The sequence below is a fragment of the Chryseobacterium taiwanense genome (assembly GCF_000813825.1).
Classification (GTDB): domain Bacteria; phylum Bacteroidota; class Bacteroidia; order Flavobacteriales; family Weeksellaceae; genus Chryseobacterium; species Chryseobacterium taiwanense.
The window spans coordinates 1-24,402 of record NZ_JWTA01000007.1; the positions used below are offsets into that span (position 1 = coordinate 1).

Annotated in this window: 19 protein-coding genes; 14 read left to right on the forward strand and 5 right to left on the reverse strand. The window is 33.6% G+C overall.

Annotated elements, in window-relative coordinates; translation table 11 throughout:
- Nucleotides 1-263: 263 nt before the first annotated feature.
- From RM51_RS09430 to RM51_RS09470, 9 genes are all read left to right on the forward strand, one after another.
- A complete protein-coding gene (locus RM51_RS09430; protein ID WP_039368178.1) occupies nucleotides 264-3,749 on the forward strand; it encodes a glycosyltransferase family 117 protein in 3,486 nt (1,161 codons plus the stop codon).
- Between the two features lie 90 nt (nucleotides 3,750-3,839).
- Nucleotides 3,840-5,333, forward strand: coding sequence for an LTA synthase family protein (locus tag RM51_RS09435; RefSeq protein ID WP_039368182.1), 1,494 nt, complete (start codon nucleotides 3,840-3,842; stop codon nucleotides 5,331-5,333).
- Nucleotides 5,334-5,366: 33 nt separating this feature from the next.
- Entirely contained in the window at nucleotides 5,367-5,891 is a 525-nt protein-coding gene (locus RM51_RS09440) for a DUF1697 domain-containing protein (RefSeq protein ID WP_039368184.1), read from the forward strand.
- 268 nt (nucleotides 5,892-6,159) lie between these two features.
- Nucleotides 6,160-6,969, forward strand: coding sequence for a 3-deoxy-8-phosphooctulonate synthase (gene kdsA, locus RM51_RS09445; protein WP_039368186.1), 810 nt, complete (start codon nucleotides 6,160-6,162; stop codon nucleotides 6,967-6,969).
- A complete protein-coding gene (locus RM51_RS09450; RefSeq protein WP_039368188.1) occupies nucleotides 6,969-7,484 on the forward strand; it encodes a hypothetical protein in 516 nt (171 codons plus the stop codon). Before kdsA ends, RM51_RS09450 begins: the two co-directional genes overlap by 1 nt.
- A gap of 40 nt (nucleotides 7,485-7,524) precedes the next feature.
- Complete coding sequence (locus RM51_RS09455) at nucleotides 7,525-9,732, forward strand: TonB-dependent receptor plug domain-containing protein (protein ID WP_039368193.1); 2,208 nt, start codon at nucleotides 7,525-7,527, stop codon at nucleotides 9,730-9,732.
- Nucleotides 9,733-9,839: 107 nt separating this feature from the next.
- Entirely contained in the window at nucleotides 9,840-10,217 is a 378-nt protein-coding gene (locus RM51_RS09460; protein WP_228375797.1) for an HYC_CC_PP family protein, read from the forward strand.
- Nucleotides 10,218-10,321: 104 nt separating this feature from the next.
- On the forward strand, nucleotides 10,322-10,795 hold the full coding sequence (locus RM51_RS09465; RefSeq protein ID WP_039368197.1) for a DUF3347 domain-containing protein: 474 nt from the start codon (nucleotides 10,322-10,324) through the stop codon (nucleotides 10,793-10,795).
- 100 nt (nucleotides 10,796-10,895) lie between these two features.
- Nucleotides 10,896-13,676: a multicopper oxidase domain-containing protein gene (locus RM51_RS09470; protein WP_039368199.1), complete on the forward strand. Its 2,781-nt coding sequence runs from the start codon at nucleotides 10,896-10,898 to the stop codon at nucleotides 13,674-13,676.
- A 146-nt stretch (nucleotides 13,677-13,822) separates the two neighbouring features.
- Here RM51_RS09470 and RM51_RS09475 read toward each other — a convergent pair whose 3' ends face one another.
- The 4 genes from RM51_RS09475 to RM51_RS09490 form a co-directional block, all read right to left on the reverse strand.
- The gene (locus RM51_RS09475; protein WP_039368205.1) at nucleotides 13,823-14,941 is read right to left on the reverse strand and encodes an FAD-dependent monooxygenase; all 1,119 of its coding nucleotides are present in this window, start codon (nucleotides 14,939-14,941) and stop codon (nucleotides 13,823-13,825) included.
- Nucleotides 14,941-15,597, reverse strand: coding sequence for a hypothetical protein (locus tag RM51_RS09480; protein ID WP_039368208.1), 657 nt, complete (start codon nucleotides 15,595-15,597; stop codon nucleotides 14,941-14,943). The genes RM51_RS09475 and RM51_RS09480 overlap by 1 nt, the downstream gene beginning before the upstream one ends.
- Nucleotides 15,598-15,659: 62 nt before the next feature.
- A complete protein-coding gene (locus RM51_RS09485; protein WP_002979276.1) occupies nucleotides 15,660-16,526 on the reverse strand; it encodes a sigma-70 family RNA polymerase sigma factor in 867 nt (288 codons plus the stop codon).
- A gap of 551 nt (nucleotides 16,527-17,077) precedes the next feature.
- Complete coding sequence (locus tag RM51_RS09490; RefSeq protein ID WP_039368227.1) at nucleotides 17,078-17,869, reverse strand: S1/P1 nuclease; 792 nt, start codon at nucleotides 17,867-17,869, stop codon at nucleotides 17,078-17,080.
- Nucleotides 17,870-18,216: 347 nt separating this feature from the next.
- On the opposite strand from RM51_RS09490, the gene RM51_RS09495 reads away from it, so the two are divergent.
- The 4 genes from RM51_RS09495 to RM51_RS09510 all read left to right on the forward strand — a co-directional run bounded on the left by RM51_RS09495 (nucleotide 18,217) and on the right by RM51_RS09510 (nucleotide 22,525).
- Nucleotides 18,217-19,134 carry a type VI secretion system baseplate subunit TssG gene (locus RM51_RS09495; protein ID WP_228375798.1) on the forward strand — a complete coding sequence of 306 codons (918 nt, stop codon included), beginning with the start codon at nucleotides 18,217-18,219 and terminating at the stop codon, nucleotides 19,132-19,134.
- A 57-nt stretch (nucleotides 19,135-19,191) separates the two neighbouring features.
- Nucleotides 19,192-20,094 (forward strand): TssN family type VI secretion system protein, encoded by a 903-nt coding sequence (locus tag RM51_RS09500; RefSeq protein WP_039368232.1) that lies wholly within the window; start codon nucleotides 19,192-19,194, stop codon nucleotides 20,092-20,094.
- A 27-nt stretch (nucleotides 20,095-20,121) separates the two neighbouring features.
- Entirely contained in the window at nucleotides 20,122-21,261 is a 1,140-nt protein-coding gene (locus RM51_RS09505; RefSeq protein ID WP_039368235.1) for a hypothetical protein, read from the forward strand.
- 85 nt (nucleotides 21,262-21,346) lie between these two features.
- The gene (locus RM51_RS09510) at nucleotides 21,347-22,525 is read left to right on the forward strand and encodes an aminotransferase class V-fold PLP-dependent enzyme (RefSeq protein ID WP_039368238.1); all 1,179 of its coding nucleotides are present in this window, start codon (nucleotides 21,347-21,349) and stop codon (nucleotides 22,523-22,525) included.
- A 74-nt stretch (nucleotides 22,526-22,599) separates the two neighbouring features.
- Here RM51_RS09510 and RM51_RS09515 read toward each other — a convergent pair whose 3' ends face one another.
- On the reverse strand, nucleotides 22,600-23,253 hold the full coding sequence (locus tag RM51_RS09515) for a metal-dependent transcriptional regulator (RefSeq protein WP_039368241.1): 654 nt from the start codon (nucleotides 23,251-23,253) through the stop codon (nucleotides 22,600-22,602).
- Between the two features lie 85 nt (nucleotides 23,254-23,338).
- Here RM51_RS09515 and RM51_RS09520 point away from each other — a divergent pair, with 85 nt between their 5' ends.
- Nucleotides 23,339-24,370, forward strand: coding sequence for a threonine aldolase family protein (locus RM51_RS09520; RefSeq protein WP_039368244.1), 1,032 nt, complete (start codon nucleotides 23,339-23,341; stop codon nucleotides 24,368-24,370).
- The last annotated feature ends 32 nt before the right edge of the window (nucleotides 24,371-24,402 follow it).

Genomic DNA, 24,402 nt, shown 5'->3' on the forward strand with positions numbered 1-24,402 from the left:
TTTCCTATTAGGCCAAGGATATTATCGTAAACATTACTCATTATTTGTTATTTTCAATAAAAATCTGACGGCAAAAATACAAAAAAATAAATAATTTCTAAACTTTTGTTGGGTTTGAAAGTATTGATTAAATAAAAAAATATTATTATTTTGTAATTTCCAACGTTACAGACTTGACAAATACTGCGCCAAATCTTTAAATTTTGTTAAAATCCCTATAGAATGATCTAAAAACGCTATTTTCGCATAATTGATTTTATACTATGAAAAACTGGACTTTTAGGCAATGGAACACCCTTCTCGGATGGGTGATTTTTGTCATTGCATTTTTCACTTACCTTTCGACCATAGAGCCCAATTTTAGTTTTTGGGATTGTGGGGAATATATTTCTTCGGCAGTAAAGCTGGAAGTTACGCACGCACCGGGAGCAGCATTGTTCCAGATTGTGGGAGCGGTAGCAGCTATTTTTGCTTTTGGAAATGGTGAGAATTATTCAATTGTTATTAATGGGATGTCTGCATTATTCAGCGCATTTACAATTTTGTTTTTGTTCTGGACGATCACACATTTTTTAAGAAGACTTCTGAACAAAGATTTTGAAGAAGTAACCAAACATCAGGAAATATCTATCCTTTTTGCTGGGATGATCGGTGCTTTATGTTTTACTTTCTCAGATACGTTCTGGTTTTCTGCAGTAGAAGGAGAAGTATATTCTATGGCTTCCATGTTTATTGCTTTATTAGTTTGGTTGATTACTAAATGGGAAAATGAATATAAAGATGCTTCCAGCGAAAGATGGATCATCCTTATTTTCTTCATCCTTGGTCTTTCTGTTGGGGTGCACATGATGTGTATGTTGGCAATTCCGGCAGTGTGTTTAGTATATTATGCAAGAAATTATCAGTTCACTTGGAAGAACTTTATTTGGGCAAACTTAATCACTTTGGGGATTTTAATTATTGTTTTTAAAATCATTTTCCCATTGATCATGACGATGTTCGGAAAGCTTGAAATTTTCTTTGTAAATGGGTTAGGACTACCTTTCCACTCAGGAACGATCGTAGCATTTATCTTAATGGTTGCGATTTGCTACTTCCTGATCAAGTATGCAAGAAAATCAAAAAAGAATGTATTTCAGACGATTTCATTATCTATCGTGTATATGATTATTGGTTTCTCTTGTTGGATGGTAATTCCGATCAGAGCGAATGCAAATCCGCCGATGAACCTTAACGATCCTGATACGGCAATTGGTATGTTGGACTATTACAACAGAGAGCAGTACGGTGATTGGCCTACATTTTACGGACAAAACTATACAGCGTTCTTAGATGCAAAAGGAATCGAGAAAAATGAAGATGGAAGTTTTAAAACGGTTAAAACGGGTGATATTTACGAAAAAGACGAAAAGACTGGTACGTATAGAAAAACGGGAGACCGATTTAATTATGTTTTCAACAAATCTCATGTAAGCTTAATGCCGAGAATGTTTAGTGAAGATAAGCAGGTGATGTCTAATTATATTTCTATGTATGGAGCACCAGACTTTACTTTCAATTATGACAACGAAGATATTGCAGACAGTCCTCAGGCAAAACAGATTTTTGAAGAATTAAGAGGGAAATATGAAGATGGATCAATCACTGCATCAGATTATTTGAAAGTAAAACCTTATGATTTGATCAATGTGCAGAAGCCTTCTCTTGCTCAGAATATGGATTACTTTATCACATTCCAAAACGGATATTACTTTGGTAGATATTTATTCTGGAATTTTGTAGGAAGACAAAATGATTTAGAAGGAAGCAGCGAAAATACAAGAGGAAACTGGATTTCCGGTATTCCTTTTATCGACGATGCAATGTGGGGAAATCAGGAAGCAATGCCTGCGAAGTTTAAAAATGAAAGTACAGTTAAGTTTTTCTTTTTACCATTAATTTTAGGTCTAATTGGATTCTTCTTCCAATTAAACAGAGACTTCGGTAGATTCTATGCTTTGTTATCTTTATTTATTTTAACAAGTGTTGGAATTATTTTCTATACGGGAGTAAAACCATTTGAGCCAAGAGAAAGAGATTATGCAATGGTAGGTTCGTTCTATGCATTTGCCATCTGGATCGGATTAGGAGCAGGAGCTATTCTTTGGTTCTTACAGTCTAAAGTAAAATCTAACGTAGCAAATATTATAGCAGGTGTCGTTTTATTAGGTGTTCCTTTTATGATGGGCTTCCAGAATTATAACGTTCACAACAGACACAACAGATACACTTCTTACGACTACGGATATTCTATTTTAAGATCTTTACCTAAGAACGATATTTTATTCGTGTATGGAGATAATGATACTTATCCGGTATGGGCAATTCAGGAAACGGAAAGATTCCGTGATGATGTGAAAGTGGTAAACTTTACATTAGCATCCACTCCTTGGAATTTAGATCAGGTGAAGAGAAGAACATACAATGCAGCAGGAATTCCTGGTATTCTTACACACGATGATTACAGAGACGGAGTAAATGATCAGATCTATCTGATGAAAAAAGAAGATTGGGAAGGAGTTTTCTCAATGTTAAAAGAACAAGGCGCTCCGGAAACGGAATTCCAATCATTCAGAAAATATCTTACTCAGGATTCTATAACACTGAAAGAAGCGCTTAATTTCATCAAAATGAAATCGCCTGAGAAAGATGAGTTGTTGAAAATGTATTTTGGAGAAGAGAAATATGAAAAATATAATATTCTTCCGGTAACGAAATTCATTTTACCTGTAAATAAAGAGAATGCTGTAAAAGCAGGAATTATTAACGCAGCTGATCTTCCCAATGTAGCGAATCAAATTATGATTGATTATAAAGCAAATACATTATACAAGAGCAATCTGATGATGCTTGACCTTCTTGCAAACTTTGACTGGAAAAGACCAGTAAGTTTCTCTTCAGGAGGTATCTATGACAGTGAGAATATTTTCTATCTTGATGAATATCTTCAGTTTGATGGATTTAGCTATAGATTGGTTCCAATTCATACGCCTCCAACTTCAGACGGAGATTTAGGAAGAGTAGATGCAAATTCACTTTATAATGTAGTTAAAAACTACAGATGGGGTAACTTCAAAAATCTAAATACTCATTTCGATGAAACGGCTACTTCAAATATTATCAGCTATAGAAGTTCAGCAAGTAGAGCAGCAGCAGCATTGGCATTAAGCGGTCAAAAAGCAAAAGCATTAGAATTATTGGATCTTGCTTCACAAGAAATTCCAGCAGAAAAATTCAATGACCCTCGTTCATTAAGTTCTATGGTATACGGATATATTGTTTCCGGACAAGAGCAAAAAGGATTGAAATTAGCTGAAGTACTTAAAAAAGGAATCTTTGAAGAATACGAATATTATATGAAGTTAAATTCTAAAGATCAAAGATTAGTAGGAAGAGAGATGAGAAGTAAGCCAATGGAATACTCTTTAGTTGTTTCTGCGGTTACTGATGGATATAGAAAGACAGGACAAAAAGATAAAGCGTACAATTATCTTGTAAAATCGATAGAGCCAATCGATGGAAAGTTCAACAGATTCATTGAAAATCTTAAGGAGATTGGGAAAGAAAAAGCAATGCAGGAATCTGAAAAAGTACAAAAGATAACACCATTCTATCAGTACTTATTTGATGTGATGGAACCGTTTGATTCTACTTACTCTAAAGAAAAAGAAGAACAAATTACCAACGCGATTATAAAAGCAACACAGTAAATATTTTTAAAACGGAACTTCGGTTCCGTTTTTTTATTTGTTGATATTCAGAAATTTTAAAATTATATTTGTCTCACTTAAAAATACAGAATGGCTGAATCTCAAAATAAAAACCTTCCCGTTTATGCAGTTTTCTTTGCAATTATTGTAAAACTTTACTTTTTGCTTACCCATCATATTCAGGAAGATGCTTTTATTACTTGGAGAGTAGCGCAGAACCTTATGGATTATGGAGTCATAGGTTTCAACGGTGCTACTAAAATTTCAGCTTCTACAACCCATTTGTATGTTTTTGTTTCCTATTTCTTTAACCTTATTTTCGGGAAAGAAAATTTTATAGAACCGTTATTGATTTTCAATACGGTACTGTTTAGTATCGGAAGTTTGTTCCTTTCCCATTTACTTTTAAAAAATCCTTGGCATAAAGCAATTTTCATATTTCTTTTTGGTATTCTTCCACCTTCCATAAAGATTTCTATTTTAGGAATGGAGTATGGAATTCTGTTCTTTTTAGAAATGGCTTTGCTGTATTATGGCTTTAAAAAAGAGAAAAGATGGGCTTTGCTTATTTTACCGGTTTTCATTTTATTTACAAGAATAGATTCCGTTATTTTTTTAGGAATTGTTTTCCTTGTAGATACTTTTTGGAACCGGAAAATAAAATGGAGCTATGTGTTAGGAGGAATTTTAGGAGTTGGTGTAGCATTGGCCTTTAACTGGTTTTATTTTGGAGAATTCATCAACAATACAATCGTTGCCAAGAAACTACGATATGACAATAACTTTACTTTACAGCAAAATTGGGATTATTTCAGACTGAACTATGGTAATTTTTGGGGAATGCTCAAATTACCCGGAGATTTTAACCCTTTTACTATTCTTGTAGCTGTTTTTGAGATGGTATGTTTTATCTTTATCATAAGACAGAAAGAACAAACACAACGAAATAAATTTTTGTGGATGATCTTCATTTTTGCCTGGACAAAGCAGATTATTTTTCTTTCACAGAAAAGCCTTTTCGATTGGTATTATTGGGTGCCGCAGATTTTGCTTTTTGTTCCGGTTCTTATATTTGTGTTGGAGCAGAAGGAAAAAAGAAATCTTTGGCTGAGCGCTCTCATTGTTTTCTATATTCTTCCTATGTTGGCTTTTCAGACTGTACATTCCATAGCGACAGGAAACGGAGAATGGAATTACAGAAGATCAATCGGGCTTTATCTGGATTTGTATGAAAAAGATAAAAAACAATGGATTTTACTTGAACCGGCTGGTTATGTCCCGTATTTCTCAGGATTAAAAACGATTGATGAAGTAGGGTTGGTTGACAAGCAGATTCAGGAAGAAATTAAAAAAGATAAAACCAATTATTGGATGAATACCGTAAAGAAAAGAGAACCTAAATATCTACTTTCTTATAAGGATCTGTTTAGCGGAAAAGATGCTGAATATTATAAATCACATTATAAACTTTTAAAAGAATTTCGTATCAAAGACCATTTGAGCAGTCAGAATAAAATCCTTGAAAAAATTTACCATTTAAAGCCTTCCGGAACTGACTATAATTTATACGAAAAGATTAAATAATTAACGACAAAGATTTTAACGAATTTAAAAACTATGAAATACTGTGCTTTTCTCCGCGGAGTCAATGTGAAAGGAACCAATATGAAAATGGTAGACGTTTGTCAGGTGTTCAAAAATGCCGGAATGAATGACGTGATTTCTATTTTGGCTTCCGGAAATATTGTCTTTTCATCCGATAAAAAAGCTGAAGAGTTAAAAGAAATTCTTGAAAAGGCAATGTCTGAACATTTCTCTTATGATGCTTTTTTATTCGTTAAATCTCAGGAAGAAGTAGAACAATTTTGGAGTGGAAACCCTTTTGAAAAAAATGATGATCTTCATTCCTATACTTTTGTTGGAAATGATGGTGTTGAAAAAGTGTTAATGCAGGAATTTGAAAATGCTTCAAAAACCGATAATGAAGAGGCTAAAATCGTGAACGATATCTTCTACTGGCAAGTTCCAAAAGGAAATACATTAGATTCTACTTTTGGAAAAATTCTAGGTAAGAAAAGCCTGAAAGACCAGTTTACCAGCAGAAACATTAATACTTTTGAAAAGATTTTAAAGAAATTTTAAATTTTTCTTGAGTTTAGTGAAAAATAGATGCTTCGACAGGCTCAGCATGACATGGTTATAAAATAATGTTAAGTTAAAAAGCAGATAGTATTCGACTGTCATGCTGAGCGAAGTCGAAGCATCCGTCTATATAAAAACTAAAAATCAGAAAAATTTAGAAATCCAAAAGATGAAAGCTATTGTAGCCATAGTCTGTTAAAGCCCTCAAATAATTTCCGATTCTGAAACTTTCTCAGTATTTTTACTGAACTTTTTAATAAAAAATAAAATGATTCAGTATTTAGATAATATTCATCACAAAGATTCAAAAAACTTTTTCCTTATTGCCGGTCCATGTATTATTGAAGGCGAAGATATGGCGCTTAGAATTGCCGAAAAAGTAGTAGAATTAACTAATAAATATAATATTCCATACATTTTTAAAGGAAGTTTCAAAAAGGCCAACAGAAGTAGAGTAGACTCTTTTACGACGATTGGTGAAGAAAAATCATTGGAAATCCTTAAAAAAGTTGGAGAAACTTTTAATATTCCAACAACGACCGATATTCACGAGAACGAACACGCAGCTTTGGCAGCTCAATATGTTGATGTTCTGCAAATTCCTGCTTTTTTAGTACGTCAGACAGACCTTTTGGTGGCTGCAGCAAAAACAGGAAAATGTGTGAGTCTGAAAAAAGGACAATTCCTTTCTCCGGAATCTATGAAATTTGCTGTTCAGAAAGTTACCGATTCAGACAACCCAAGAGTAGCGATTATTGAAAGAGGAAATTCTTTCGGATATACAGATTTGATCGTGGATTACAGAGGAATTCCTACCATGAGAGAATATGCTCCGGTTATTTTAGATGTTACCCATTCTTTACAACAACCAAATCAAAGCTCTGGAGTTACAGGAGGTAGACCAGAACTTATTGAAACCGTTGCAAAAGCAGGAATCGCTGTAGGAGCAGACGGAATTTTCATAGAAACCCACCCAACTCCTGAAACTGCTTTATCTGATGGAGCGAATATGCTAAGACTTGATTTATTAGAAGACTTATTACAAAAATTGACAAGAGTAAGAGAAGCTATTTTATAATGAAGAAATTCTTATTACTCTTATCACTCTCTTTTTCTCTGTCTGTATATGCACAGAAAAGAGATTCTTTACAATTTTCTTTGCCTGAAAAATACAATCTTCATCTGGAAGAAAAGCAGGAAAATGACCAGATGATATTGATGGAATATATTCCTAAAGGTCAGAATTGGGATAACTATGATATTATTGTCACAAAATTAGTCACTAAAAATATGGCATCGGTTCCATTGCAGACTTTTTTTGATAATCATAAAAAATTGAGTAAGACAAAAACAAAAAATTTAAGAATAAAAGAATTAGCTAGAAATAAAAAGGATGAACGCGAGTATATTCTTTTTAGGATGGAAGCCGATTCTTATAAAGATTCCAAGACTACAGAGTCTCAGGTGTATTACTATACAAAAGGTGAGAATGATGTATTTATGTGCATTGTTGCCATAAAAGAAAAGAAATTGCCTGAGAAATTTGTGGAAGAGTGGTCAAAAGTTTTTCTGCAGAGTCAAATAATAAAATAAAAGTTATAAATTAACCGTTTGAAATTTTAAAATATTTCGTTTGAAAAAACTAGTTTTACCATTGAGCCTTTTGGCGCCTCTGTTTGTATTTTCTCAGGTCAAAAAGAAAGATACTACAACAACCAGAGTTACCTATATTGAAGAAGTCGTTTTCCAGAAACAAACAGGAAAAACAACCGACCTTTCCGCTGTGAAAATTTCAGCAAAAGATGCTCAGAATGTTGCGAGTATTTCAGGAGGTATTGAAGGAATCCTTAAAACATTACCTTCCGTAAACTCCAATACAGAGCTTTCTTCCCAATATATGGTTCGTGGTGGAAACTATGACGAAAACCTTATCTACATCAATGATATTGAAATTTACCGTCCTTTTTTGATCAGAAATTCTCAGCAGGAAGGGATGAGTATCATTAATCCGGATATGGTTTCTACGGTTAACTTTTCAGCCGGTGGTTTTGAAGCCAGATATGGAGATAAAATGTCTTCAGCTCTGAATATTTATTACAGAGAACCTAAGAAGTTCGAACTTTCAGGAGAAGCTAGCCTTATCGGAGGAAGATTGACAACTGGTTTAGCTTCAAAAAATAAAAAACTGACCGCTTTATTTTCAGGAAGGTACAGAAATACCAATTTGGTATTGAATACTTTAAATGAAGATACAGATTTCAACCCTACGTACTGGGATTTTCAGTCGTATATCAATTATCATGTCAGCGATAAATTTTCACTTTCATTCATAGGGTACTATGCTAAGAATGACTATGAAATGGTGCCTAAAGCAAAAAGTGTAACTTTTGGAAGTCTTCAGCAGCCTATTACCGTAAACATTGGATATGCGGGAAGAGAAGAGGACATGTATAAAAATATGATGGGAACATTCTCTATGAATTACAAACCATCAGATAAATGGAGATTTACTTTAGACAGCTTTTCCTATCAGAACAGAGAAAAAGAATATTATACCATTCATTCTCAATACGAACTTCAGACTTTTGATCCATCAACGGGAGCACCTGTTGTGTCATATGACGTAGGAGGTCAGATTGAAAGTGCAAGAAATGATCTTTTTGTAAGAACGTACGGAACACAGTTCAAAGCAAGGTTTTCGCCTAATGTAAATTCCGATTTTGAAGTTGGAGTTAAATATGAAAAAGAAAACCTGAAAGATCTTACCAATGAATGGAAGTTGGTAGATTCTGCAGGATATAGTATTCCAAGACCTGCCAATATTCTTGATCCTAGACTTAATGAAGCAGATCTTGAATTGTTTTACAGTATATCAGGAAAAAACCATATTGAGCCGACAAGATTGTCTGCTTATGCACAATATTCTCAAAAATTCTATTGGGGAAGCAGCAAGGTATTTGTAAACGTAGGGGCAAGAGTGGCTAATTGGAGCTTTAATAAAGAAACCATATTCTCTCCGAGATTCCAGTTTGCTATAAAACCAGATTGGGATTCCGATATGTTATTTAAAGTGAATGGAGGTATTTATTATCAATCGCCTTTCTATAAAGAAATTAAAGATCTGGAAGGGAACTTCAACTCTGATATAAAATCTCAACGTTCAATACAGCTTATATTGGCAAATGATTACGAATTTGAGATGTATGACCGACCATTTAAGTTGAGTACTGAACTTTATTATAAAAAAATGGATAACCTTATCCCTTATTATATGGATAATGTCAGAATCCGTTACTCTGGTAAAAACAATGCTTCGGGCTATGCCTATGGAATTGATACCAGACTATATGGAGAATTTGTTCCAGGAATAGATTCTTGGTTATCTGCGAGTTATGCAAGAGCGTATGAAAATATAGATGGAAGAGGAAATATTCCTAGACCTACAGATCAGAGACTTCGATTTGCGATGTTCTATCAGGATTATATGCCGAGATTTCCTTCAATGCGTGTAAACCTTACCTTGGTGTATGCAATGGGATTACCAAACGGAGCGCCCGTATTTACCGATCCATATCAGTATCAGAATACGTTACCTGCGTACAAAAGAGTGGATTTAGGGCTTTCTAAAGTATTTATCGATAGAAAAGATAATAAAAAAACGTACGGTTTCTGGAGCAATTTTGAAGAATTGACTTTAGGGGTTCAGGTTTTCAATGCCTTTAATATTAATAATACCGTTGCCAATCAGTGGATTACCGATTATAATTCCAACTTGATGTATCCGGTTCCGGTTCGTCTGACAGGACGTTTTTTCAATCTTAAATTAGAATTCAAATTATAATATAAAAGCTTCTGAAAATATCAGAAGCTTTTTTCTTTCCCGAATTTTATAACAACAATACAAAATTCTATAACCTTCATATTAAAGATATTTTTAACTTTGCCTCAATGAAAAAGATTCTTGCCATATTGTTTTCTGTTTTCTACTTCGGATTTTCTTCCGGAACAGTTTTCAGTGTACATTATTGCATGAAAGAATTAGCTTCTATAAGCCAGAAAGTTGATGATGTTTGCAGTAAATGCGGTGTTAAAACAAAAAAAGACTGCTGTAAAACTGAAATCAAAATTGTAAAAGTTGACGATTCTCAAAAGTCGGATCTGCTTAAAATCGATTTTTTAAAACAGATTTCAGAAGTTCAGCATCACGAATTTTTCATTATTGATCGCTCTTTTTCAGCGACAAAATTTACTCAGATTCAAATCAATGCACCACCGGAAAATCGGTCGGTTCCTATCTATATTAATCATTGTACATTTAGAATTTAAAATTTGTCAGTCGTTTGATACACTTATCATTACGAACGACATGATGTATCGCATTATGCGATAAAAAATCTTAACCCTACAAATTAATTCTAAAATTTAAAACAATGAAAAAATATATCATTACAGCAGCATTATCTTTATTTTCAGTAATTTCTCTTTCAGCGCAGTCTAAAAAAGACGCTCAGGTTTCTAAGCTTTACCAGAATTACATCGCCATAAAATCTGCTTTGGCTTCAGATGATGCAGATAAAACTTCAAAAGCAGCAACAGAATTCATTAAAACAGCTTCGGCTATTGATTACAAGCAGGTTTCAGAAGGGAATTTAAATATCCTTAGAAAAGATGCTACGGCTATTTCGGATGCAAGAAATATAAGTACCCAAAGAGAAACCTTTTTAAACCTTTCGGATAATATGATTGCTCTTACCAAAGAGTTTAAGTTATCTGAAAATCCTATCTACGTTCAGTATTGTCCTATGGCGGACGGAAGCTGGTTGAGCGATGAGAAGAAAATCATAAATCCTTACTATGGAAGTTCTATGCTTTCATGTGGAAGTGTAAAGTCAGAGATTAAATAATTAATCTATTCTATTTAAAAATAATAAGTTGTATAGTTTTAATTAAAATTAACTTTAAGTATTAATTAGGATTATACAACTTTAAAAACTTCGAAATATTATGAAAAAGATGATAATGTTTCTGATGCTTTTATTCTCTGTCTTTAGTTTTTCACAGACAACAAAAACATATTTTACGTGTCCGATGGATCCTGAAGTTGTTTCCTCAAAACCGGGAGATTGCCCGAAATGTGGAATGACTTTAAGAAAGAAAACAATGGTTATCAAACCGAAAGTTGTTGCTAAACCGGAAGTGAAAACTGTAGCTAAAACAGAGATAAAATCAAAGGAAATTAAAAATAAGGCTAAGACTAAGGTTGAGAACAAAAATGATGTTAAAAAAGCGAATCTGGCTAAGAAAACAGATAAAACTAAGCCTAATTTAAATTCTGAAAATAAAACCCAATCTAAACCTCAAACTAAATCTCAGCCTCAATCTCAAAAATATATCTGTCCCATGCATCCGGAAGTTATTTTGGATAAACCAGGAAAATGCCCGAAATGCGGAATGGAGTTGGTTGAAGTTGAAAATCATAATCAGTCTCAATCTGATCCAGAACCTAAGAATTCTGTTTTAAAAAGAAACTCAGAAAATGGGAAGATAAGTTTTGGAGGAAAAACAGTTCGTTATGATCTCTATGTAAAAGATACCATCGTAAATTTTACAGGTAAAAATAGAAGAGCTATCGCTGTAAACGGAAAATTACAGGCTCCTACATTATATTTCACAGAAGGAGATACCGCAGAAATTTACCTTCATAATATGCTGAAAGAAAATACGGGTTTCCATTGGCATGGAGTGATTTTACCTAATGAGCATGATGGAGTTCCTTATCTGACTACTAAACCTGTACTGCCGGGAGAAACACATTTGTATAAATTTAAAATTTCCCAGAACGGAACGTATTGGTATCATTCTCATGAAAGTTTACAGGAGCAGATCGGAATGAATGGAATTTTGGTTTTTCAAAAAAGAGAAGGAGAGCCTAAAACGGAATATACAAAAGAAATTCCGGTCTTATTAGGAGATTGGAGTGATGATGATCCTATGCAGATTGCAAGACGGCTTCATATGGCGAATACAGATTGGTATGCCATTAAAAAAAATGCAGTTCAGAGCTATTGGGAAGCGATTAAATCAGGAAACTTCGGAACAAAGGCTCTGAATGAATGGAAGAGAATGGAGGCGATGGATGTAAGTGATGTGTATTATGATAAATTTCTTATTAACGGACAGCCTAGCTCTGATTATTCCCAATTAAAAGCAGGAGATAAAGTCAGATTAAGAGTAGCAAACGGTGGTTCTTCCACTTATTTTTGGCTGAATTTCGGAGGCGGAAAAATAAAAGTGGTAGGAAACGACGGAAATGACGTAGTTCCTATTGAAGTTGACCGTCTGATCGTAGGAGTTTCGGAAACCTATGATATTGAAGTGACCATTCCTGAAAATAAAAGTTTTGAATTCCGTGCAACTTCGGAAGACAGAATTGGCCATGCTTCACTTTGGTTAGGTTCAGGAGAGAAAGTAGAAGCTCCGAATTTGCCGAGATTAAAACTTTTTGAAGGAATGAAAATGATGAACAGCATGATGGAGATGAGCGGAAATATGAAGCCGATGAATATGACGATGGGAAATCAGATGATGGATATGAATGAAGTGATGTATCCTGAACTTCCTGAAAGCCAGCGAAAAATGACGATGAAGCATATCAATGAAATGATGGGAATTAAAACCAAAGAGAAAGAAAGTGAAGATCATTCTGATCATTCAGGAATGAATATGCAGGAAGAAAAATCAATTAAAAGATTATCTTACAATATTTTAAAATCTCCTGAAAAAACAATTCTTCCGACGGAAAATGTGCGTGAACTGAAATTTACTCTGGAAGGAAATATGAATCATTATCTGTGGACGTTAGACAATAAAACCGTTACAGAAACAGATAAGATAATGGTGAAAAAAGGAGAAATCCTGAGAATTACCATGTATAATAATTCAATGATGCGTCATCCGATGCACCTTCATGGTCATGATTTCAGACTAATTAATTCAAAAGGAGAATATTCACCACTTAAAAATGTGGTAGATATCATGCCGATGGAAACCAATACGATTGAATTTGCTGCGAATCAGGATGGAGACTGGTTTTTTCACTGTCATATTCTGTATCACATGATGGCAGGAATGGGAAGAATTTTCAGCTACGAAAACTCCAAACCGAATCCTCAGCTTCCGAACAGAAAATTAGCATGGAAAGACTTTATGAAAGATAACAGAATGGTAAGTTCAATGGCGATGCTGGATCTGCAGAGTAATAAACTCCATGCTGAAACGATGACGATGTTCGGACCAAGATGGGCAAACCTTAATGAATTTCATTCCAATTGGGATTTTGATCATTTTGAAGGAAGTATGAAAGTAGGGAGATTCTTAGGGAAATTCCAATGGGCATTACCTTATGCAGGTTTCAGAATTCAGAAAAACCATGAAATTATGGAAAGACAGATGACGGAAGAAATGGGAATGGACTTTCACGGAAAGAAAAGCTGGTTCGGTCAGCAGATAGCTTCTAAAAATAAAGCCAACTTTATTGTCGGGATGCAATACCTCTTGCCTATGTTGGTGACAGCCGATGCAAGTGTTGATCAAAACGGAAAAGTTTTACTCGAATTGAGCAGGGAAGATATACCGCTTTCCAGAAGATTAAGAGGGAATTTCAGTTTAAATTCTGACGGAGAATTCACCACAGGATTACGCTATATCTTACAAAAGTGGCTATCCGTTTCCGGAAATTATGATAATGAAATGGGTTGGGGAGCCGGAATTACTTTAACCTATTAATGACAAAGACTGTTTCAGTATTGAAGCAGTCTTTTTTATTTCCCACAGATTTCTCAGATTTACACGAATGATTGCGTGTATTTTTCTTTTTATAGAAATTAAACATAAATATCTGTGTTGATCTGAAAAATCTGTGGGAAATCCAATCACAGTTCTAATTTTATAACCTTTTCAACCATTTGCTGGTTAATACTTTCAGGAATTAATCTCATGATAAGATTTCGTAAATACGTTCTTTTTTCCCATTGAGAAATCTGTCCGATCTTTAAACTTGTACGGACAACATGATCCACTTTTTTTCTTCTGATCTTCTGAAATTGTTCAAAAATGAAATTAAAATCTTTATTTTTCTCTAGTAATTTCCCAATGATATACGCATCTTCAATGGCCTGACAAGCACCTTGTCCTAAATTGGGCGTTGTCGCATGGGCAGCGTCGCCAATCAAGCAAAGATTTTCGGAATGCCACGTTGGAATAGGAGAGAGATCTATAATATCATTAAGAATAATATTTTCCTTCAAAGTAGAATCAATGATATCGATGATTAATGAGTGGAAACCATGAAAATTTTCGGAGATACTGTTATAGCGTTTATGTATTCTTTTATTGATAACGGCATACCAATATATCTTCCTGTCTGTCATTTTAACGAAGCCGAAACGTTTTCCTTTTCCCCATACTTCAATAGCTTCATGATGAAATTGTTCAGGCAAGTCAAGCTCAACCAATCCTCTCCAACACATTTGTTCTGTGTTGCGGATGGTTCCTAGTCCAAAGATCTGATCTCTTATTTTTGAATGAATTCCATCTGCTCCGAAAACGGTTGTGCTTTCAACTTTCGTCCCGTTTTCAAAGTTGAGAAGATAGTTTGCATCTGTTTGAATTTCTTTTAAAGAGTGATTCAGTTTAATGTTTTCAAAACCAATGTTTTCGGTTAAAATTCTCTGCAAATCGGCTCTGTGGATTGCTACATTGCAGGAGTTGTATTTTTTTTCAAGTTCCAGCACATTGGTTTTCGAAATGAAGTTTAGTTTTTCATCAGTAATAGAAATTCCGTGAATTGTATTTCCTGCTTTTTCAATTTTTTCCTTTAAACCCAAATTTTCAAAAATCTGCATGGCATTGATAGCCATCATAATTCCTGAACCTACGGGTTTTATTTCAGGCGTCGATTCGTAAATGGTAAAATCGAGATTATGTTGTTTCAGAATATTCCCAAGTGTTAAACCTCCTATTCCTGCTCCGATGATTGAAATTGAATTCATTATTTTAAACCGTAATTTAATATATTTAGTCCTAAGGTTGTCAATTTTACAGATGACTGAAATACTGTAATATCTTTTGGGTCCACGTAATCATTTGGAGTTATATTATCTACAATATTATAATTAAATAATTCTTTACTATTTTCATTAAGCGGAAGATATGTTATTTTATTATTTTTAAGAGTAATATGTTCTTTAGATTTACTTAAAATTAAAAGATCAAGAATAAATACGTTTTCAATTATATGAGAAAGCCTTAAAAATTCAAAATATGTAATTTTTTTAAGTAAAAAATTTCTAAATAATTTACCAATGACTTTAGGTTTGTCATCTGAATCAACTCTATTAATTACCTCTAGTATTTTTTCTCCAACTTTTTGATTATACTTTTTAGAATCATCTATATATTGAATCTCTTTTAAAATTAAATTTTGATCAATGTTTTCTAATTCTCTTAAAAAGTGAAGTAATTTTTTTGTAAACAATCTATCATTTATTGTAGTACCAAGACTTAGTAATTTTGAGATTGTTCCAATCATTGGTATATCTTTTAGGATTTCATTATCAATAAAACTATCCAATACTACTTCTGATAAATCTGAAGCTAAAGCAAAATTTTCACTTTTAATTATTTGATTAAATTTATTTTCTTCCATATTCAAATATAAAAAAAGCGGAGCCTGAAAATCAAGCTCCGCCTATAAATTGTTCGTTAAAATTATTTACCTAAATAAGATTTCAAAATCTTACTTCTGGTATTATGTTTTAATCTCTTGATCGCTTTTTCTTTGATCTGACGGACTCTCTCTCTGGTAAGATCGAAAGTTTCACCAATTTCTTCTAAAGTCATTGGATGTTTTCCGTTCAATCCGAAATATAATCTTACCAAGTCAGCCTCTCTTGGAGTTAAAGTGTTCAATGCTCTTTCGATCTCGATTTGTAGAGATTCAAGCATCAAATCTTTATCCGGACTTGGAGATTCTCCAGAACGTAATACATCGTAAAGATTAGAATCTTCACCTTCTACTAAAGGTGCATCCATAGACAAGTGTCTTCCGGAGTTTTTCATAGATTCTTTAATATCTTCCTCGCTCATGTCAAGAACTTCAGCCAATTCTTCCGGAGAAGGTGGTCTTTCATTTTCCTGCTCAAGGTGAGCGTATGCTTTGTTGATTTTGTTGATAGAACCGATTTTGTTCAATGGCAATCTTACAATTCTCGACTGTTCAGCCAACGCCTGTAAAATTGATTGACGAATCCACCACACCGCGTAAGAGATAAATTTGAAACCTCTAGTTTCATCATACCTTTTTGCCGCTTTCATAAGTCCTAAGTTACCTTCATTGATCAAATCGGGTAAAGAAAGACCTTGATTTTGGTACTGTTTAGAAACCGAAACTACGAAACGAAGGTTGGCTTTGATTAATTTCTCAAGTGCTGCTCTGTCGCCCGCACGAATTCTTTGTGCCAATTCTACTTCTTCGTCCGCAGTGATTAGTTCAACCTTACCAATTTCCTGCAAATACTTGTCTAATGAAGCAGTTTCCCTGTTGGTTACCTGCTTAGTGATTTTTAATTGTCTCATCTATTTTTTTCCTCAAAAAAGAGTTACTATATATTATACGTTTGAAAAGGTAAAAAGGTTACACATGTTTCAATTATTTTTTATTTATTTAAATTACAATTGAAAAAATAGTTGTAAATTATGGCTCTCACGCAGCAGAACCATGATTTTTAAATAGATCAACTCAAGCAAATTCTTTGAAATATGTTATCGAAAAGCATTTTATCGATTTAAAATATTTATAAGGAGCTTATCCCGCTTTCCACTGTATCTTTTTGGTTACGGGTTTCGCTTCGCTCCACCCGCAACCAAAAAGGATGCCGTTCCAATCGGGGCTAGAGTGGCAATCATTATTTCAAATTTCAACATTCAAAAATATTCACATAGTTTGTCATGCTGAAAGCATCTAGGCTCGAATCTTTTTATTTATACTTAAATGCTTTCAACATGATAAACTTTCTGGTAAATCATTAAGTTCAAAAATTAATCTCGTTACTTTTTAAAAACAAAAAAGCGAAACCTAAGTTCCGCTTATATAAGTAAGAATAAAATTCACTATTGACGATTCACTCTTAAAATAGATCATTTAAGAATTTTGCCAGTCTCAAACCTCCGTATAGAAGCTGTCTTTCCATCGTATCATTGAATTTATACTGATAATCGTATGCTAATTTTGAATCATTAGGAGTCTGAGCATAGATCTTATTCGCGATTTGATGAGAATCATACAACCAGTCTTCCAATGATCCTGACTGAATTTTCGCTACTTCATCTTTAGATTTAATATCCAGTAATTTTGAATATTCTGTATAGCTGTACTTTTGAGAATCTACCAATTTTCCGTCCCAAACTGAGTGTAAATTTGTTTTCTCTCCAAAATAAGTAACATTAATTTTGTTTCCACCTAGATCTTCAGCTCTTCCTACATGTAAAGGTTGTGCTAAATCTCCCATAATATGGATAAGGAAAATCAAAGCAATTTTTCTGTCTTTTTCAGATGTTTTTTCATTTTTTATCTGGCTAGACAATACTTTTGCCTGAGTATATAAACTTGGTCCCGCCTGAGCTTCCAAGTTCTTTTCGAAAGCTTTGAAATCTGTTTGAGGATCAATGTTTACATAATGCCAAGCTGAAGCCTGTTTCCATGCACCTGTAGTATCAGATTTAATGAAATCCGGCCAGTTTGCCCAATACGCAAGGCGCTCTCTCCCCATTATTTTTTTAATTTCTCTTCTTGCCTTTCCGGAAAGATGATTTTCTGCGATTTCTGCAATAATTCTGTGTCCCGTCAATCCCCACGCATAAGAATAAAGCGAAGATGCCATGAAAGCTAAAATCAGAATTTTAGAATAAATACTTTTCATTGTAAATAACATTTTCAGGGTGCAAAGATACGGCTCACTTTCCGAAGTAGAATTAAATATGGCAGAATTCTTATTTATAAGAGTGTTAATAAAATTTAATCTAAATAAGTATTTTGTGAATTTATTTCTCAGTTGTTCTAAAATTGCGGAGAAATGTAAGCAAAGAAACCTGAAATCCTTTTACCGTATTTTTACGGATAATTAGTAGGATTATTCTTTTTAATAGGATTAAATTAGTATTTTTAAGATAAAATTATTGGGAAAATATTTTTTCAATACTATGAGATATATTACCTTTACATGCCCAAATCACAAGAAACACTATGTATGAGAATAATATCGTAGATATGAATTATAATAAGTTACAGACAGATTTCAAAGCTGAAGCTGTAGCTGTTAATTTATTAAAATACCATAGAGCAGTCAGTAATATTTTTATTGAACGTTTAGGAATTAACGATAGAGCCTACCTTAAGGATATAAAAGGCATTTCAAGCCATTTTTTAGGTTTTGATGAAGAAGTTTTCACGATCGAAACATACAGAGAAGGAATTTACGATTACCTTCCTGAAGGGTTATTTCATCCGCCGTCATTAGGAGCATCTAGAAAAAATGTAGAAACCGTTGTTAAAGAAATCCGAAGGCAAAAAAGAGTAGAGGAAGATGCAAGGAAGTTTTTCAAACCTTTTGAACTGGAGATTTTCTTTACCGAAATAAGTGCTTTACTCAAAGAATTTGATTTTGATATTTCAAGTGATACGGATTCTTTATTAGATACGATCAGTGAGCTTTGGCCTTTAGTGACAATGCTCGACAAGCAGAACGCTTATATTTTTATTTATATTTTACCCTTTTTTCATCAGATTAGAGGAGATAAAAAATGGTTTGAAAGATGTATGACTGCTTTTCTTCAAATTCCCGTAGAAGTTACCTTTGCTCCCAATGTAATAGACAAAATAGAGGAGAATGATGACTCTATGCTGCTTGGAAACTCCAGATTGGGAGTTACCTATATTCCGAGCGGAAGACATATGGACGGGCAAAGAAACTGGGTCGTGAATATTGGACCTATTCCTTATTATGAAATGAAAAAATTTATTAACGGAAGCCCATTTAGAAAAGTTCTTCATACATTATATGATTACTTTTTGCCGGTAAGCGTAGATGTGAAAGAAAATTTCATCACAGAAAAAGAAGAATATTCATTCGCTCTGGAGGATGACGAACGAAATGCAAACCGCCTTGGTTACTCCACATTCCTCTAAAATATTTTATTATATTTACAAACACCAACCAAGACATTATTAATTGAAAAAAGACAAATGGAAATCTCTTCAGTAAAAGGTATATTCTTAAGATATATTTTAATGCCTTTGATTGCAGTCATTATGATGGTTATTCTGGGAATAATCAGAAGAAATAAACCTGCGATTAAAATTAAAACAATTATTATATACGTCCTTCTGTGCAGCTTGTGTATAGCGGTACCCGGTTTTTTTGGCTTTGCCGGAAACTCTTTTAATCCTTATTGGTATCTGATTGCTCAGATCGTTTATTTCATTTTGGGGATTATCCACGTAAATCTTTTAGACAGGTATTTTAAAAAGCATATTGATTCCTTTTCAATGAGTGTACTGTTTGAATCGGTACTTTCAGTCACATGTATTCTATTCGGAGGGTATCTGTTTACCTTGATTTTTAGCTTGATGAGCAGAGGAACGGGATATCCTGTAATGTCTGCAACCAGTGCATTTATATTTCTCGTTCCGTTGGTATTTCATTACTGTTATGTTCAGTTTATCAGTATCCCTGTTGATATTTATAAAACATGGAGGTATTCACCGGATCAAAAACTTCCTGATTTTGAAGGAGCGGATTTTGACAGATTGATGGTCTTGAATGTGGAATTAAGTAAAAATCTGGAAGAATCTAATCGATTCAGAATTAAGGCCAAAACGCTACCAACAGGCGTTACTTTCGGAGATTGGTTTTACAGAGTAGTCGATGATTATAACCATAAAAATCCGGGATCTATTATTCATCTTTCAGATAGTGAAAAAGAACCTTATTATTGGATTTTTTACACGAAAAAATCATTTTTCAGTTTTAGAAAATATATCAATTTCGATCAGGATATTTCTGCAAATAGCATTTCAGAAAATGAAGTGGTTATTTGTAAAAGAGTAATTCAGCATGAAGAAGAAGGAATTGCTAAAAAACCATAACACACACAAATCTTAAAAGTATTTAATATGATACAGCCAATTAGACATTTTGCGATCAATTGGGTAGACGGAATGAAAGTCTCTCAGCGACACTTAAATGATCAGGACAATTTTTTAATTGATACCATCAGAGACTCCAATTCATTAGGAATTACCAATTATAATTACGGACTGTTGCCTATTCCCAATGAATTTACAGACAAAACTATTTTTGATGTTCATAATACCGCAACCAATGATGTTCAGTTAGTGATAAAACATTGCAGCGCCGTTACATTAGCCGGATATAGAGTAGAGCTTAATGATAGGAGAGTGAGCGTAAAATCACTGGCAAAATCAATGAACGAGGAACAGGTAGACGGAGAATATTATATTTTGATTTCGGTAAATCCTTTTGATAAAGTTCCTTTCGGGGATATTGATCCTGAAGAAATTCCACCGAGACATCCGAATGCTCAATCCAATTACCATATAGAATTACTTCCGGTAACTTCTCTAAACAGCAGTTATTCAGGAGGAAACTATTTAATTGTTGGAAAAGTTGATTTAAAAGGTAATATTGCACAGGTAGATTCAAATTTTATTCCACCATGCACTTCCGTTCAGAGTCATCCTGCATTGTTAAGCTATTATAATGGTTTTGCGAAATCAATTGGTAATCTGCAGCAGTATGCTTTTAAAATTATTCAGAAAGCTTCTCATAAAAATCAGAATACTGCATTAGCGCAGAACGTTAAGTTTCTGTGTAATACGATGGTGACCACTTTTGCGGATATGTATTTTCAGTTTAGAAATATTACGCCTTGGCAACCACCGGTATTTTTAATTGAATCTTTTGCAAAACTAGCTCTGAATTTATACAATGCTACACAAGTTTTGGTTCCCGCAGAACTGGAAGAAATGCTGAACTATAGCTTAGAATGGAGTGAAATTGCGCCTCATACGTTATTAAACCAATTATCTATTGTAGCGGAAACAAACTATGATCACCACAATTGCGGAGAACCGTTATTGTATATTCAGCAGATGCTGAGAAGCTTGGAAATTATCTTCTCAAAACTGAGCGAGCTGGATTATATTGGTCAGAGAAAAGAAAATATTATCGTAAACGAACAGGAAGTTTCTTCCAATACCAATCCGAAAAGAGGTTGGAGCGTTTTAGATTAACCATACTATAGCTTAAAAAATAAATCCCGGGAATGTAAATTCGGGATTTTTTGTGTAAAATTGTTAAAAAAATAGTCAGTAACATATGAATATAGATATAATAAGACAGGACATTAGAGGATTATTTGATGGTAAAATATTTCTAAATAATGCAGGATCTTCTTTGATGCCAACACATGTAGTAGATTCAATGATTGGTTATCTAAAACAGGAAGAGCAATTCGGAGGATATGAAACTGCTAACAGAAATGCTGAGTTGCTTGAAAGCTTTTATGAAGAAACCGCTAAACTGATTAACTGTAAATCTTCAAATATTGCTTTTGCAACAAGTGCTACAGATGCTTATGCAAAAGCTTTGTCGAGTATTGTTTTTAAAGAAGGAGATGTGATCATTACAACGATTGATGATTATATTTCCAATCAGATTACATTCATTTCGCTTCAGAAGAAACTGAATGTAAAAATTATCAGAACAAAAAAGCTTTCAGACCATGAGCTTGATTTGGAAGACTTAGAAAATTTGATTAAAAATTATAACCCAAAGTTGGTTGCAGTTACTCATATTCCAACCAATTCAGGGTTAATTCAGGATGTTGAAAGTGTCGGAAAGATCTGCAAAAAATATGATGTTTTGTACTTGGTAGATGCTTGCCAATCTATTGGACAAATGTTTGTAGATGTTGAGAAAATAGGGTGTGATTTTCTAACGGCAACAGGCAGAAAATTCATGAGAGGACCAAGAGGAACGGGATTCCTATATGTTTCCGATAAAATGCTGGAACAGAATTATGCTCCTTTATTGCTGGATATGAGAGGGGCTCACTGGTCTGAATATGATGATTATGAATTATTTAAAACTGCAAAAAGATTCGAACATTGGGAAATTTCTTACGCATCTTTGCTGGGTTTTACGGAAGCTGTTAAATATGCGAATCATATTGGAATGCATGCTATTGAACACTATAACAAAGGCTTATCCGAAAGACTGAGAGGGAATTTAAAAAATAGCGGTTTCCAGATTTGGGATCAGGGAAATAATCTGGGCAGTATTATTACTTTTTGTGAACCAAACGGAGACTTGGAAAATATTCAGAAAGTATTGAAAGAAAATAATGTTTTCTTTTCCGTAACGTATAAAAATTCTGCTTTAATTGATTTTACCAATAAAAATATCAACGGAATTGTAAGATTATCACCACATTATTTCAATACGGTTGATGAAATTGATACGGTTTCTGAGATCTTGAAAAATATTTTAAAATAATACTTTTTACCCATTAAGATTTTATTTAAGCCTAATCATTTAGTTCCTTAAATAAAATCTTAATGTTTTTGAAATTACTTTTTTATCAATATTTTTTCTGTTGCTTTTCTACTCAAAACTTCCTGTTTTCCATCAACTTCTATGGTAATTGATTTGTCAAAACTTTCAATCTTGATGATTTTTATTTTCTTGTTCAGCAATAGATTTCTTTCCGTCAGATAATTAAGAAAGGCATCATCCGAAAGGGTTACGGAAGCAAAAACTACCACTTCTCCGATTTCGCAGTTACTTAATTTTTGTAAATCCTGAGCAATGATATTTCCGTCTTTATCAGGAATCGGTTCTCCGTGAGGATCGAATTTAGGATAATCAAGAATTTCATCCATTTTATCAAAGAAAATCTGAGAATGTACATGCTCAAGCTGTTCCGCAATCTCGTGAACATTTTCCCAGCCAAAGTTCATTTTCTTCACCAGAAACATTTCTGTAAGCCTGTGTTTTCTTACGACTAGAGCTGCTTCTCGTCTTCCTTTTTCAGTAACGATAAGAGGTTTATAGGTTTCATAGATTACCCAGCCTTTTTCTGCAAACTTCTTCATCATGTTGTTAACGCTCGGCATTTTTACATTCAAAAATTTGCTGAGTTCATTAATCGTTACTTTGCTTTCGTTGTCTACTAAATGAAATAAAGCTTTCAGATAGTTTTCTTCGGTTAAGGTTGTTTTCAAAATGTTAGATGATTTTCATTACAAATCTAACAAAATATTATGAATTATTAATGGTTGTTATTTTAAGTTTTTTTAATTTTACTCTATGAAATTTTCATTCAAAAACGATTATTCGGAAGGTTGTCACCCGAATATTTTGCAGGCACTTTTGCTGCATAATACTAATCAACAGGCAGGTTATGGAGAAGATGAGTATTCTTTACAGGCTAAAGAATTGATCAAACAAAAAATACAAAAAGCCGATTCGGAGATCTATTTTGTTTCTGGAGGAACACAGGCTAATTTAATTGTAATTTCATCTATTTTAAGGCCTTATCAATGTGCGATTTCGGCAGCTACAGGTCATATTCTCAATAATGAAACAGGAGCAATTGAAGCAACCGGTCATAAGATTTTAAGCATAGAAAAGGAAGACGGTAAACTAACTCCGGAAGATATTATTCCGGTTTTGGAAAATCACAGAAATATTCCGCATCAGGTCATGCCAAAGTTGGTGTACATTTCCAATTCTACAGAGCTTGGAACGATTTATACGTTAGGAGAACTGGAAGCTCTTTCAACATTCTGTAAAGAAAACAAGCTGTATTTATTTATGGATGGAGCAAGAATGGGACATGGTTTGACATCTGAAATTAGTGATCTTACGCTGGAAAAAGTAGCCGAACTTACTGATGTTTTCTATTTGGGAGGAACTAAAAACGGAGCCTTAATTGGTGAAGCTATTGTCATTAATAATCAGGAACTTCAGCAGGATTTCGCTTTTAACATCAAACAAAAAGGAGCGTTGCTGGCAAAAGGAAGAGTATTAGGAATTCAATTTTTAGAATTGATGAAAGACGATTTGTATTTTGACTTGGCAAAACATGCGAATCAGCAGGCCATGAAAATCAAAAATGCAATGAAAGAAAAAGGAGTACAATTTCTTTCAGATACATATACCAATCAGATTTTTCCGATTTTAAACAATGAAGTCATTCAAAAATTATCGGAGAAGTTTGAGTTCTATGTCTGGAAAAAAGTTGATGAAAATTTTTCAGCTATTCGTCTTATTACTTCCTGGAATACGGAGGACGAACCCGTGAATGATTTTATTGAAATTATTAAAACTGAATTATAAAAAAAATGCAACTTACTAAAGTTGCATTTTTC

Coding starts and splice junctions, on each gene's coding strand:
- RM51_RS09430 (WP_039368178.1), top strand. CDS start 264: ATGAAAAACTGGACTTTTAGGCAATGGAACACCCTTCTCGGATGGGTG.
- RM51_RS09435 (WP_039368182.1), top strand. CDS start 3,840: ATGGCTGAATCTCAAAATAAAAACCTTCCCGTTTATGCAGTTTTCTTT.
- RM51_RS09440 (WP_039368184.1), top strand. CDS start 5,367: ATGAAATACTGTGCTTTTCTCCGCGGAGTCAATGTGAAAGGAACCAAT.
- kdsA (WP_039368186.1), top strand. CDS start 6,160: ATGATTCAGTATTTAGATAATATTCATCACAAAGATTCAAAAAACTTT.
- RM51_RS09450 (WP_039368188.1), top strand. CDS start 6,969: ATGAAGAAATTCTTATTACTCTTATCACTCTCTTTTTCTCTGTCTGTA.
- RM51_RS09460 (WP_228375797.1), top strand. CDS start 9,840: ATGAAAAAGATTCTTGCCATATTGTTTTCTGTTTTCTACTTCGGATTT.
- RM51_RS09465 (WP_039368197.1), top strand. CDS start 10,322: ATGAAAAAATATATCATTACAGCAGCATTATCTTTATTTTCAGTAATT.
- RM51_RS09470 (WP_039368199.1), top strand. CDS start 10,896: ATGAAAAAGATGATAATGTTTCTGATGCTTTTATTCTCTGTCTTTAGT.
- RM51_RS09475 (WP_039368205.1), bottom strand. CDS start 14,941: ATGAATTCAATTTCAATCATCGGAGCAGGAATAGGAGGTTTAACACTT.
- RM51_RS09480 (WP_039368208.1), bottom strand. CDS start 15,597: ATGGAAGAAAATAAATTTAATCAAATAATTAAAAGTGAAAATTTTGCT.
- RM51_RS09485 (WP_002979276.1), bottom strand. CDS start 16,526: ATGAGACAATTAAAAATCACTAAGCAGGTAACCAACAGGGAAACTGCT.
- RM51_RS09490 (WP_039368227.1), bottom strand. CDS start 17,869: ATGAAAAGTATTTATTCTAAAATTCTGATTTTAGCTTTCATGGCATCT.
- RM51_RS09495 (WP_228375798.1), top strand. CDS start 18,217: ATGAATTATAATAAGTTACAGACAGATTTCAAAGCTGAAGCTGTAGCT.
- RM51_RS09500 (WP_039368232.1), top strand. CDS start 19,192: ATGGAAATCTCTTCAGTAAAAGGTATATTCTTAAGATATATTTTAATG.
- RM51_RS09505 (WP_039368235.1), top strand. CDS start 20,122: ATGATACAGCCAATTAGACATTTTGCGATCAATTGGGTAGACGGAATG.
- RM51_RS09510 (WP_039368238.1), top strand. CDS start 21,347: ATGAATATAGATATAATAAGACAGGACATTAGAGGATTATTTGATGGT.
- RM51_RS09520 (WP_039368244.1), top strand. CDS start 23,339: ATGAAATTTTCATTCAAAAACGATTATTCGGAAGGTTGTCACCCGAAT.